12 protein-coding genes and 1 pseudogene are annotated in these 11,626 nt (G+C 68.6%); 5 read left to right on the top strand and 8 right to left on the bottom strand.

Annotated elements, in window-relative coordinates:
• Positions 1 to 443: 443 nt before the first annotated feature.
• A complete protein-coding gene (locus QZ271_RS12445; protein ID WP_291431941.1) occupies positions 444 to 1,310 on the bottom strand; it encodes a tryptophan 2,3-dioxygenase family protein in 867 nt (288 codons plus the stop codon).
• Complete coding sequence (gene kynU / locus QZ271_RS12440) at positions 1,307 to 2,608, bottom strand: kynureninase (RefSeq protein WP_291431940.1); 1,302 nt, start codon at positions 2,606 to 2,608, stop codon at positions 1,307 to 1,309. The genes QZ271_RS12445 and kynU overlap by 4 nt, the downstream gene beginning before the upstream one ends.
• Positions 2,609 to 2,904: 296 nt before the next feature.
• Between kynU and trxA the strand changes: the two genes are divergently transcribed.
• Complete coding sequence (trxA, locus tag QZ271_RS12435) at positions 2,905 to 3,333, top strand: thioredoxin (RefSeq protein ID WP_291431938.1); 429 nt, start codon at positions 2,905 to 2,907, stop codon at positions 3,331 to 3,333.
• 424 nt (positions 3,334 to 3,757) lie between these two features.
• Here the strand turns inward: trxA and QZ271_RS12430 are convergent, their stop codons facing one another.
• Both QZ271_RS12430 and QZ271_RS12425 read right to left on the bottom strand, forming a co-directional pair.
• A complete protein-coding gene (locus QZ271_RS12430; protein WP_291431936.1) occupies positions 3,758 to 4,063 on the bottom strand; it encodes a metal-sensitive transcriptional regulator in 306 nt (101 codons plus the stop codon).
• A 213-nt stretch (positions 4,064 to 4,276) separates the two neighbouring features.
• A complete protein-coding gene (locus QZ271_RS12425; RefSeq protein WP_291431934.1) occupies positions 4,277 to 4,603 on the bottom strand; it encodes a GNAT family N-acetyltransferase in 327 nt (108 codons plus the stop codon).
• A 126-nt stretch (positions 4,604 to 4,729) separates the two neighbouring features.
• Here QZ271_RS12425 and QZ271_RS12420 point away from each other — a divergent pair, with 126 nt between their 5' ends.
• The 4 genes from QZ271_RS12420 (at position 4,730) to QZ271_RS12405 (ending at position 8,680) form a co-directional block, all read left to right on the top strand.
• Positions 4,730 to 5,497, top strand: a complete 768-nt coding sequence (locus tag QZ271_RS12420) for a type 1 glutamine amidotransferase domain-containing protein (RefSeq protein ID WP_291431932.1) — start codon at positions 4,730 to 4,732, stop codon at positions 5,495 to 5,497.
• The gene (locus QZ271_RS12415) at positions 5,494 to 5,796 is read left to right on the top strand and encodes a putative quinol monooxygenase (RefSeq protein WP_291431930.1); all 303 of its coding nucleotides are present in this window, start codon (positions 5,494 to 5,496) and stop codon (positions 5,794 to 5,796) included. The genes QZ271_RS12420 and QZ271_RS12415 overlap by 4 nt, the downstream gene beginning before the upstream one ends.
• Positions 5,797 to 6,086: 290 nt before the next feature.
• On the top strand, positions 6,087 to 7,394 hold the full coding sequence (locus tag QZ271_RS12410; RefSeq protein ID WP_291431927.1) for a hemolysin family protein: 1,308 nt from the start codon (positions 6,087 to 6,089) through the stop codon (positions 7,392 to 7,394).
• Complete coding sequence (locus QZ271_RS12405; RefSeq protein WP_291431925.1) at positions 7,391 to 8,680, top strand: hemolysin family protein; 1,290 nt, start codon at positions 7,391 to 7,393, stop codon at positions 8,678 to 8,680. The genes QZ271_RS12410 and QZ271_RS12405 overlap by 4 nt, the downstream gene beginning before the upstream one ends.
• A gap of 75 nt (positions 8,681 to 8,755) precedes the next feature.
• Here the strand turns inward: QZ271_RS12405 and cobU are convergent, their stop codons facing one another.
• The 4 genes and pseudogenes from cobU to QZ271_RS12385 all read right to left on the bottom strand — a co-directional run.
• Positions 8,756 to 9,319 carry a bifunctional adenosylcobinamide kinase/adenosylcobinamide-phosphate guanylyltransferase gene (gene cobU, locus QZ271_RS12400; protein WP_291431923.1) on the bottom strand — a complete coding sequence of 188 codons (564 nt, stop codon included), beginning with the start codon at positions 9,317 to 9,319 and terminating at the stop codon, positions 8,756 to 8,758.
• Positions 9,316 to 10,731 (bottom strand): cobyric acid synthase, encoded by a 1,416-nt coding sequence (locus tag QZ271_RS12395; protein ID WP_291431921.1) that lies wholly within the window; start codon positions 10,729 to 10,731, stop codon positions 9,316 to 9,318. Before QZ271_RS12395 ends, cobU begins: the two co-directional genes overlap by 4 nt.
• Positions 10,732 to 10,749: 18 nt before the next feature.
• On the bottom strand, positions 10,750 to 11,334 hold the full coding sequence (locus QZ271_RS12390) for a hypothetical protein (RefSeq protein ID WP_291431919.1): 585 nt from the start codon (positions 11,332 to 11,334) through the stop codon (positions 10,750 to 10,752).
• Positions 11,327 to 11,626, bottom strand: a pseudogene (locus QZ271_RS12385) (hypothetical protein); the annotation flags it as partial. The pseudogene QZ271_RS12385 and the gene QZ271_RS12390, both read right to left, overlap by 8 nt.

Genomic DNA, 11,626 nt, shown 5'->3' with positions numbered 1-11,626 from the left:
TGGCATTTTCGGTCTTCACAAACAGAAAGTGTCCCCTACCGGGGACGCTTTCTCATAATTTCTGTCAGGCGGTCAGGGAGCGTGGAGTCACCTTGAGCGGTGTTTTTTGATCCTCCTCTTGTCGCGGACCTGTCCACCGAGGGCAGAAGGGGGAAATTAAGCATTCAGACGGACTGCCGCTCCACTGCGCCACAGTCGGAAAAGCGTCGCCTGCGGCTCCATACCGCGAAGGGGCGTCTGCCCTTCCTGCTCGCATCCGATCTGATTGATTCGGAACTGCACCGAACCAATCAGAATCCGCATAACACGGACCCTGACGGTATGGCTTGCAACAACCATTCAGCCTGGGCGGATGCGAGTGCAGTTGACAACCCCGGTGTGTTTGCGGGTTGTCAACAAAACGCACAGCAGGGCGTGCCATCCGGGGGCCAGGCAGCCTGAACCTACAGCCGGGTGCGGACCTCCCACAGTTCCGGGAACAGCACGGTTTCCAGGGCGCGGCGCAGGTACCCGGCTCCGCTGGTCCCGCCGGACCCGCGTTTGAATCCGATGGTGCGTTCCACGGTGGTCAGGTGATTGAAACGCCAGCGGCGGAAGTTGTCCTCGACGTCCAGCAGCTTCTCGGCCAGTTCGTACAGGTCCCAGTAGGTGTCGGGTTCGCGGTACACCGTGATCCAGGCGTTCAGTACGTCCTCGTTCAGGGTGGGCGGCAGGGTCAGGTCGCGGCCCAGGACGCCGGCCGGGACGCTCAGGCCCCGCGCGGCCAGCAGGCGCAGCGTCAGGTCGTACACGCTGGGACCTTCCAGCGCCCCGCGCAGCGGGCCGTGCAGGTCCGGGCGGTGCTCGTGCGGGCGCAGCAGGACCGCGTGCCGGTTCCCGAGCAGGAATTCCACCATGCGGTACGAGGAACTCTGAAAGCCGGACGCCTGACCGAACGCGTCCCGGAAGGACAGGTAATCGGCGGGTGTCATGGTCTTCAGGACCTCCCAGGCGTTCGTGAGTTGCTCCTGCGCGCGCACCACGCGGGTCAGGCCCTTGAGGGGCGCGTCGGTGATGCCGCGCGAGAGCTGCTCCATCGCGGCGCGCAACTCGCGGATGATCAGGTCAAGCCAGACCTCGGCGACGTGATGCACGGCGATGAACAGGTGCTCGTCGTGGGCGTCCGTGACGGGTCGGTGCGCGCTTTTCAGGGTGTCGAGTTGCAGGTAATCACCGTAACTGAGACTGCGGGTGAAATCCGTGTACGCCTGCTCGGGCGCGTCCCGGTCCGGCGCTCCGGGCCGCGCAGCACCGGGGTCGGCGGCACTCACGCACGGGCCCCCAGCGCGGCCTCCACGCCCGCCACGGCGCGCGCCACGTCCGCATACGAGTGGTACAGGGGCGTGAACCCGAAGCGCAGGATGTCCGGCGTGCGGTAATCGCCGATCACGCCGCCGCCGATCAGGTCCGCCATGACCTGACGCGCCTGCGGGTGTCGGTAACTGACCTGCGAGCCGCGCCGCGCGTGCTCCCGCGGTGTGACCAGCGTCAGCGGAAAGCGGGCGCACAGCGGCTCCATCAGCCGCATGAAGGTGTCGGTCAGCGACAGGCCCTTGGTCCGCAGGGCGTTCAGGTCCACACCCGCGAACACGTCCAGGGCGCTGTCCAGGGCGCTGAGGCCCAGGACCATCGGCGTGCCCGGCACGAAGCGGCGCGCGCCGGGCGCAGGCGTGAACGCGCGGTCCATCTCGAAGGGATCGGCGTGCCCCATCCAGCCGCTGATCGCCACGGGGGCCGCGTTCACGGCGCCCATGTGCCGCTCGGCGGCGAACAGGAACGACGGCGCGCCGGGACCGCCATTCAGGAACTTGTACCCGCACCCCACCGCGAAATCAGCGCCCGCGCCGCGCAGGTCCACCGGGAATGCCCCGGCCGAGTGAGCCAGGTCCCACACGGTCAGGATGCCCGCCGCGTGCGCCTGCGCGGTGATGGCCGCCATGTCCAGGCGGCGGCCCGTGCGGTAATCCACCTCGGTCAGCAGCAGCGCGGCCACGTCCGCCGTCAGGTGCCCGTCCAGCGCGCCTGGGTTCACGCGCCGCAGTTCGTACTCGCCGCCCAGCAGGTCCAGCAGGCCCTGCGCGATGTACAGGTCGGTGGGGAAGTTCTCGGCGTCCGACAGGATCACGTGGCGGCCCGCCGGGGCGAGTTTCAGTGCCGCGGCCAGCACCTTGAAGGTGTTGACGCCCGTGCTGTCCGTCACCGCGACCTCGTGAGGAAGCGCGCCGATCAGCGGGGCGACCTTCGCGGCCACCCGGTCCGGCAGGCTCATCCAGTCACGCCCCTGGTCGGCACCGCCACTCCACGAGCGGATCAGGGCGTTCCCCCACTCCTGCGTGGCGACCTGCTGCAACCGCTCCGGCACGGCGCGCGGGAGCGCCCCCAGGCTGTTGCCGTCCAGGTACACCACGCCGCCGGGCAGCGTGAACTCGTCGCGCTTGCGGGCCAGCGGGTCGCGGGCGTCCAGGTCCAGCAGGTCGGCGGGAATGGCGGCCCCGGTCAGCGCCGCATTGATACGCGCGTGCAGGTCAGAGGCGTGAAGGGGAGCGGTCTGGGCATGGGTGTTCGTCATGGCAACTCCTGGAAGGAACCGCTGGGCAGCCGTCAGCCAAAGGGCAACAGGGTTGGCCATGAGGGGTTCGGCCGTGAGGGGTTTGGGGCAGAGGCGAATCAGGAAACGTGCAGAGCGGCGTGCAGGCAAACCAATCGCACGCCGCGCATCGGGCGGCCCATGTTCGCGCACCACCAGTCATGCAGCGCCCGCGCGATGTCATTCGCGCCGGGACGGACCAGCCAGCAGTGACGGGGCGACCTCATCAAGCGTCAGTATGTCACGCACATCCCCGCCCCTGCCGTACCCTGAACGGCATGAGCGACATTCTGACCTGCGCCCACTGCGGCGCCAGAAACCGCGTGCAGACCGTCCCGAACGCCCAGGTGCCCGTGTGCGCCCGCTGCGGCCAGCCGCTCCCGTGGCTGGTGACCGGGACCGACGCGACCTTCACCCAGGACATCCGGGCGTCCGTGCCGGTCATCGTGGACTTCTGGGCCCCCTGGTGTGGCCCGTGCCGCGTGATTGCGCCTGCTCTGGAAGCACTCGCGAAGGAACGCGCCGGGAACCTCAAGATCGTGAAAGTGAACGTGGACGACCACCCGCAGGCTCCCGGCCTTTACGCCGTGCAGGGCATTCCCACCCTGCTGATCTTCCGGAACGGCGAGATCGCCGGGCGTCAGGTCGGAGCCGTGGGCCTGCCCGAACTGCGGGCGTGGCTGGACCGCAGCGTGCCCACGAAGTAACTGCAAAGTGCGGGACACGAGCCCGTCATGAGCAGGCGGCGTTCAGTCCGTGGCACGTTGCAGTGCGAGTTTCCGGTGAAGCGTCGGGAGCCATTTCCCTCTTCTTTCTCTCTTCATCCCTCTCTGCATGGATTGAACGGATTTGCCAGCGATTCAACCGGAGTCCATATCATGCGGATTCCGATTGATTCGGCATACTTCCGAATCAATCCGAACGGATGCGAAGGGGGAACAGCATACGGATTGGGCGGTATGAAGCCGCAGGCGGCGCCCTTCCGACTGTGGTGGAATGGAGCGGCAGTCCGTATCAGACAGGAGGAGTCGGGTCGGCCCTGATTCGCATTCACTCCACGCAGCTGGAGACGACCTTTGGACCACCTGCTTACCCTGCCCGTGACCTAACCGGCCGTCCGGGCGGCCCGGCTCAGCGGCGCAGCAGCTTCACGGCGCGGACGACATCCTGCGGCGTGATGGTCTCGCCGGGGCGGGCGCGGCAGCCTCCGGCGTACTGTTCGAGGATCTGCTCTCCGGCGGCGTCCAGGGCGCTGCGCACGCCGCTGAGTTGCGTGAGGATGTCGTGGCAGTCGCGCCCTTCTTCGATCATTCGTTGCAGGCCGCGCACCTGTCCCTCGATGCGGCGCAGGCGCAGCAGCACGCGCGTGTCCGTTTCGGTCAGGGGAGGCGCGGCGGCCGGTGGGGTCTGGGGGGTGGGGGTCGCGTCGGTGGTCATGGTGCGGGGGCGCTCCTGTGCGGCGTAAACGGTGGGTCGGCCCGGGCGGGCGTGGTGCGCTCAGCATACCCCTGGGGGCATTCGCCGGGCAGGGCGCGGCCCACACACGCGGGTGGCGTTCAATGCCAAAAGCCCGGCGCCGCGCAGGAGCGGAACTGGGCAGGAGCGGAACCGGGCAGGATGGGGTGCGGGGACGGGGGGCGCGGGTGTGGTTCAGAGTTTGAAGACGCCGCGCTGTTCGGGCTGCACGAGGTCCAGGTACTCGGCCTTGTGGTCGCGGATGTAGGCGGCAATGAAGGGGCACATGGGGACCACGTATTTCCCCTGGGCGCGCACGTCGTCGAGGGCGGCGCGGGCCAGCAGGCTACCCAGGCCTTCGCCTTCGTGCCCCTCGTTGATGACCGTGTGCGGGAGCATGACGGCGTGCCCGCCGACCGGGCGAAATTCCGCGAAGCCCAGCAGGGCCCCGCCCGCGTCGATCAGTTCGTACCGGTGGGTGTCGTCGTTGCGCCGGACGGTGGGGGCGTGATTGTGGGTCATAAGACCAGTATGGCCGCGCGGGTGGGCGGCGGTGCATGAGGAACCGTTCATACGCCGTTTCTGCTTTGCCTGGCAAAGTGATTCGCGTGACAGGGCCCTCATACAACCTGACGTAGGGTGCCCCGCATGACCAGGCAGATTCTCGTCGTGATGTCCAGCGAAAGCCGACTGCCCATGCAGGAAGGCAAAACCCACGCGACCGGCTTCTACCTCAACGAGTTCGGCGTTCCCGCCCACAAGCTCGTGCAGGAAGGCTACGCGCTGACCATCGCCACACCCAAGGGCAACCGCCCGTCCCTGGACCCCGGCAGTGACACCAGGGAGCTTTTCAGGAACGAGGAAGAGTACCGGCAGATCAAGGCCTTCGTGAACGAGACCCTGAGCGGCCCCATCGCGAAGCTCGCGGACGTGGCCGCCCACCTCGACCCGTTCAGCGCCGTGTTCCTGCCCGGCGGGCACGCCCCCATGATCGAACTGATGCGTGACCCCGACCTCGGCACCGTGCTGCGCCACTTCCATGAGAAGGCCCAGCCCACCGCGCTGATCTGCCACGCGCCCGTGGCACTCCTGGCTGCGCAGCAGGACGCGGCCGCCTACCAGAAAGCCCTGCAGGAGGGCCAGACGCCCACGGCCAGCGGCTTTATCTACAGCGGCTACAAGGCCACCGTGTTCAGCACGCCCGAGGAGAAGGACGCCGAGCAGGGCTTCGAGGCTCCCATGCAGTACTACCCCGAAGACGCCCTGACGGCCGCCGGTATGACCGTAGCCAACGGTGCCAAGTGGACCAGCAACGTCGTCCGTGACCGCGAACTGATCACCGGCCAGAACCCCATGAGCGATGACGAGTTTGTGACTGTCCTGCTGGGCGCCCTGAACGAGAAGGCCAGCGCATGAGCGTCATCGCCGTTCACGCCATCATCGTGCCCAAACCCGAGTTCGCGGACGTGGTCGAGAGGGAAATGCTGACCATGGTGCAGGCCAGCCGCCAGGAAGAAGGCAACCTGCGCTACGACCTGCTGAAAGAAGCCAAGGACGGCGTCACCCGCTACCACGTGCAGGAACGCTACCGCGATCAGGCCGCCGCGCAGGCCCACCGCGACAGCGCCCACTACCAGGCGTACCGCGCCAAGGCCGGCGAGTGGTTCGCGCAGGCCCCGGAGGTGGTCGTCCTGACCGAGATCGACGTCGCCTGACCTGCCCCCCCCATTCCGGAACGTCCGCCACGTGCGGGCCGCAGCGCCGCTCACCGAAGCCCAATCCAGGGTCCCAATTCAGGGTGCGGTGGCGGCGGTTGGCCTGACCGCGTGACCGGCGCCGCTGACCCGGGGGCGCCGCTGACCCGGGGGGGGCCGCACCTGATAGCGTGACCGGGTATGACGTTGCCCTGTTGTGACGGAGCCGAACCTCCCGGTTTGCGTTCCCTGGCGCCCCACTGGTCTTCCCCCAGCGGACCAGGCCTCTCCGGTACTCCGTGGGGGCCGCAGTGAACGCCGCGCTGCCCCTGCTGGTCATTGTGGTGATGGTGGCCGTGAACGCCCTGTACGTCGCGGCGGAGTTCGCGGCCGTCGGGGCGCGCCGCTCGCGGGTTCAGGAGACCGCCGAAGGTGGCAACCGCGCGGCAGGCACGCTGCTGGGCATCCTGCAGGACCCGCAGCGACTGGATACGTACGTCGCCGCCTGCCAGATCGGCATCACGCTCAGCAGCCTCGTGGCCGGTGCGTACGGGCAGTCTCAGCTGACCCCGCTGCTGACGCCCAGCCTGGGCGCGGTGGGCGGCGAGGTGGCCGCCACGGCTGCCGTCCTGATTCTGGTCACGGCCCTTCAGGTGGTGCTGGGCGAACTGCTGCCCAAGACCGTGGCCCTGCGCTACCCCGAACGGCTCGCGCTGGCCACCCTGCGGCCCATACAGCTGAGCCTGCTGCTGTTCCGGCCCCTGATCGCGCTCTTTAACGGCACGGCCTTTGCCATCCTGCGCGCTGCGAAGATGGACGTGCAGCACAGCCACGCGCACGTGCATTCGCCCGAGGAGTTGCAGGACCTGTACCGTGAGAGTGCCGACGGCGGCCTGATCGACGCGAACGAACGCCAGATGCTGTCCGGCGTTCTGAACGTCGAGGACCGCGTGGTCCGCGAGATCATGACTCCCCGCACCCGCACCCTGACCGTGCCCGCCGACCTGAGCGTCCGCGAGGCCCTGACGCGGCTTGCGCCGAGCGCCTACTCCCGGTTTCCCGTGACGGCCGCCACGAGCGAGATGGGCAGCGAGGAGGTCGTGGGCGTGGTGCACCTGCGCAGCCTGTTCCTGAGCGCCGAACGCAGCCCGGAGGGCACCGTGCGCAGCGTCATGCGCGAACCCCTGGTCGTGGCGGAAGTCATGGGCGTGCCGGACCTGTGGCGCCGCCTGCGGGACTCCGGGCGGCACAGCGCGCTCGTCGTGAACGAGTACGGCAGCGTCTCGGGTTTCGTGACCCTCGAAGACGCCCTGGAAGAAATCTTCGGTGAGTTGCAGGACGAATTCGACCAGGAAGAAGAACCCATCAGCGTGCAGGGGGGCCGGGTCCTGGTGCGCGGCGACGTGCTGATCGACGTGCTGAACAGCCGCTTTGACCTCGACCTGCCCACCGATGAGGTCGATACCGTCAGCGGCCTGATCTGGCAGGAACTGGGCCGCCTGCCGCAACCCGGTGACGAGGTGAGCGTCACGCCCGGCGACCTGATGGTGCGCGTGGAAGCCATGGAACGCCGGGCCGTGAAACGCGCTAGCTTCGCCGCCAAGGGGGAGCGCGCGTGACTTACCTGACCCCTATTGTGGTGATTCTGCTGCTGGTCACCCTGAACGGCCTGTTCGTCGCGGCCGAGTTCGCGCTGATCGCCGCGCGCCGCTCCCGGCTGGACAGCATGGCCGGGCAGGGCAGCGCCAGCGCCCGCACCCTGACCCGCCTGATCGACCAGCCGACCGGCAGGGATGGGTACATTGCCACCGCGCAGCTGGGCATCACGCTGGCCAGCATCGGGCTGGGCATGTACGGCGAGCCGCAGGTGGCCGGGTGGCTGTACGGTCCCTTCGAGCGCTGGGGCCTGACGTACGCGGCCGCGCACAGCGCCGGATTCGTGATCGCCCTGAGCTTCATCACGTTCATGCACGTGGTGTTCGGAGAGATGATCCCCAAGGCCCTGGCCCTCCAGACCCCCGAAGCGCTCAGTGTGCGCGTGCATCCGCTGATGCGGGTGTTCGGCGTGATCTTCCGGCCGTTCGTGTGGGTGCTGGGCGGCCTTGCCCTGGGCCTGATGCGCTTGCTGCGGGTCCAGGAACCCGGTCAGGACGCCCTGCTGTACACCAGCCGCGAACTGAGCATCGTCACCGACGAGAGCGCCCAGGGTGGCCAGATCGGTGACGTGCAGCGTGACCTGATCCGCAACATCTTCGCGCTAGAGGAACGCACCGCCCAGGAACTCATGACCTCCCGCGCGCGCATGGACGTGCTCAGCGTCAACGCCAGCCCCGAGGAGATCGCCGCGCGCATCGCGCAGTCCACCCGCAGCCGCTACCCCGTCTACGAGGATACCCTCGACCACATTGTGGGCGTGCTGCACGTCAAGGACTTTATCCGGGCGCGCGTGTCGGGCCACACCCTGCAGCTGGGCCGACTGCTGCGGCCCCTGCCCAGCGTGATGGCCGCCACCCCCGCCGAGGACCTGCTGAACCTGTTCAAACGCGGGCGCGCCCACTCGGCCCTGGTCGTAGACGGGTTCGGCGCTACGCTGGGCTTCGTGACCATGGACGACCTGATCGCGGACGTCATGGACGAGGAAGACGCCCACGCGGGCGAGTGGGTAAACATCAACCCGGACGGCTCGTACACCATGGACGGCGAGGTCACGCTCCAGGAACTGCGCGACGATCACGGCCTGAAGCTGCGCCACGACGACGTGCTGACCATCGCCGGCCTGATGCTCGCCGAGACCGGCACGCCCCCACGCGCCGGGGACACCATGCACATCCAGAACCATGACCTGACCGCCGAGGACGTGCAGGGCCTCAAGATCACGCGCGTTCGCGTGCGGCCCCTGCGCTGAGGCCATGAGGGACACAGTGGGCGCGGCAGGGACAGCATCCCACCGCGCCCACTGCCCGCTCGGGAACGCCTGCCCCTATTTGAGCCGCAGGGGCAGACCGCTGACGATCAGGTACGCCTCGTCGCTGGCGGCAGCGGCCCGCTGGTTCACCCAGCCGAGCAGATCGCGGTAACGGCGGGCCAGGGCGTTGTCGGGCACGATGCCAAAACCCACCTCGTTCGTCACGAGGACCGTCACCCCGCCGCGTTCGCGGGCGGCACGCAGCAGGTCGTCGGTTCTGCCCAGCACGTCGGCGTCGGTGTGCCCGGCCAGCATCAGGTTGCTGACCCACAGGCTCAGGCAGTCCAGGAGTGCGGCGGGCGTGGTCACGGCGCGCAGCGCGGCGGGTACGGCCAGCGGTTCCTCGTGCGTGATCCACCCGGCGGGCCGGTCGGCGCGGTGACGGGCAACGCGGTCTTTCATCTCGTCATCGAAGGCCTGCGCCGTGGCGAGGTACGTGACGCCCGGCGTGTCGTGCCCACCAGCCTGGGCGGCCAATTGCCCAGCCACTTGCGCGGCGCATCGCTCCGCAAAGGCGCTCTTGCCGCTGCGCGCCCCGCCGGTCACGAACACGATCCGGCCCGCGCCGAGGGGCGTCACAGCATCGCCTCGATGACCGACCAGTCCAGCCCGGCCCGCACCTGGGCGGCGATGGCGTCCAGGCGTGAGTCCAGCGAATCCAGGCCCGGCGGGAGCGGCAGGCCCGCCCAGCCCAGGAAGCGTTCCAGGTACGCGGGGTTTTCCAGCAGGCCATGCAGGTACGTGCCCCGCACGTTGCCCTGCCGCCACAGCAGCCCCGGCGCGAGCGTCTGCACGCCGCTGCCCGCGCGGGTCTGCCCGTGGTGAATCTCGTAGCCGGTCAGCGCGAACCCCGTCTCGGGGTCGGTGAAGGTGGTCTGCACGGTCGTCTTCTCCGGCATGAACTCGGTATGCAGGTCCAGCAGGCCCAGACCCGGTACGTCGGCGCCCGGCACGCGCCCCTCCACGCCGTGCGGGTCCCGGATGGACTGCCCGAGCATCTGAAGCCCGCCGCACACGCCCAGCACCGGCACGCCCGCCCCGGCCAGCCGCGTGATCCCGGCGGCCAGTCCGGTCTGGCGCAGCCAGTTCAGGTCGGCGGCCGTGCTCTTGCTGCCGGGAATGATCACGGCCCGTGCGCCCGGGAGTTCATCCGGGCGGGACACCCAGCGGGCGTGCGGCCCCAGCGGCGCGAACTCGTCGAGGTTACTCACGCGCGGCAGGCGGGCGATGGCCACGAATCCCCCGGCCCCGTCCGCCGCGGCGGCCCGTGAGTCCAGCCACACGCCGTCCTCCTCGGGCAGCGTGACGTCCAGCATGGGAATCACGCCCACCGTCGGCACGCCCGTCTGCTCCTGTAACCACTCCGGGGCGGGAGAGAGCAGCCGCGCGTCCCCCCGGAAGCGGTTGAGGATGAAGCCGCGCAGCAACCCGCGTTCCTCGGGCGTCAGGCAGTGCCAAGTGCCCAGCAGGTGCGCGAACGCGCCGCCCCGGTCGATGTCGGCGGCCAGCAGCACCCCGGCCCGCGCCTCGAGCGCCACGCGCATGTTCACGATGTCACTGCCGCGCAGGTTCACCTCGGCCGGACTGCCCGCTCCCTCGATAACCACCACGTCGAACTCGGCCAGCAGGCTGTGCAGGGCCACCTGCACGTGCGGCCACAGGTGCGCCTTGCGCTCCCGCCACGGCAACGCCGTGATCTCGCGGCTGACCTGTCCCAGCAGCACCACCTGAGAGCGGGTGTCCGCCTCGGGTTTGAGCAGTACGGGGTTCATGCGCACGTCCGGCGTGACCCGCGCCGCGCGCGCCTGCACGAGTTGCGCGCGGCCCATCTCCAGGCCGGTCGGCGTGACCCCGGCGTTGTTGCTCATGTTCTGCGCCTTGAACGGCGCGACCCGCAGGCCCTCGTTCGCCAGCGCGCGGCACAGCGCGGCCGTCAGGTAACTCTTGCCTGCGCTGCTCGTGCAGCCCTGCACCATGATCGCCTTAGCCATACGTCGGCTCCAGTCGGGTCATGCCGTCACGACGCACGGCAAGCCCGTTACAGTTGATGAACTCTGCGCCGTCACCGTGCAATAAGGATCTTCGGTGGTGCGTTTCAGGTAGCGGATATCAGGAGCCATCAGGTGCGGCCCCTGCTGAAAATGACGTGCTAGCGCACTCTCAACCAGCCGACGCTGACGTTGCCCTATCTCGGAAGGCATCGGAGCCAGAAAGATACGGTAAGCATCCAGATATTCCTTGATCGCTGGGGCAAGCTGAACGTACCGATCAACAAATTCCTGCATTCGACCGGTCGTTCCTCTACGCCACATTCCGTCCCACAGCACGATCTCCTGCAACGATCGCAGGGAGGCCACGTCCGACACGCGGTAATTTCCTCCCAGCGTCTGAATCAGATGCTCTTTCAGTCGTTTTTGGAAAGACACGCCCGTCTCACCGACGTACCTGACCACGGTACCGGCCTGATCAGTCTCCATAGCAAACAGATAGATTCCTGCCTGCCGGACTTCCCGCTGCCTGAACACGTTCCCGGAGGCGTTGCCCGTCAGCGTGAACGGTCCCTGGAACCGCAACTCCAGATGCTCCCTACCCATGTCGGCCTCCGCGGCCCAGGCGGGCGGTCAGGGCGCGCAGCAGGGCGGCGTTCTCGCCGGGCAGGCGCGTGCTGACGCGGATGCAGTCCGGCAGGCCGTAGCTGGTGCAGTCCCGCACGCGGAGGCCGCCTTCGCGCAGGTCGGCGGTGACGGCGGCGGCGTCCCCGACGCGCAGGGTCATGAAGGGCGTGCCCGCGTGCTCGGTGCGGCCCAGGCGGCCCAGGTCGGCGGCCAGTTCGGAGGCGTGCGCGGCGACGCGCGGAAGCGTCTCGGCCAGGAAGCGCGCGCCGTG

The sequence above is a fragment of the Deinococcus sp. genome (assembly GCF_018260555.1).
In the GTDB taxonomy this organism is placed as follows: Bacteria; Deinococcota; Deinococci; order Deinococcales; family Deinococcaceae; genus Deinococcus.
This window is presented reverse-complemented; position numbering and strand designations above follow the sequence as displayed.

Bases quoted from the DNA above. Each gene is read 5' to 3' on its own strand.
- QZ271_RS12425 (WP_291431934.1), bottom strand. From the start codon at position 4,603: ATGACCCACAATCACGCCCCCACCGTCCGGCGCAACGACGACACCCAC.
- QZ271_RS12430 (WP_291431936.1), bottom strand. From the start codon at position 4,063: ATGACCACCGACGCGACCCCCACCCCCCAGACCCCACCGGCCGCCGCG.
- trxA (WP_291431938.1), top strand. From the start codon at position 2,905: ATGAGCGACATTCTGACCTGCGCCCACTGCGGCGCCAGAAACCGCGTG.
- QZ271_RS12415 (WP_291431930.1), top strand. From the start codon at position 5,494: ATGAGCGTCATCGCCGTTCACGCCATCATCGTGCCCAAACCCGAGTTC.
- QZ271_RS12420 (WP_291431932.1), top strand. From the start codon at position 4,730: ATGACCAGGCAGATTCTCGTCGTGATGTCCAGCGAAAGCCGACTGCCC.
- QZ271_RS12390 (WP_291431919.1), bottom strand. From the start codon at position 11,334: ATGGGTAGGGAGCATCTGGAGTTGCGGTTCCAGGGACCGTTCACGCTG.
- kynU (WP_291431940.1), bottom strand. From the start codon at position 2,608: ATGACGAACACCCATGCCCAGACCGCTCCCCTTCACGCCTCTGACCTG.
- QZ271_RS12395 (WP_291431921.1), bottom strand. From the start codon at position 10,731: ATGGCTAAGGCGATCATGGTGCAGGGCTGCACGAGCAGCGCAGGCAAG.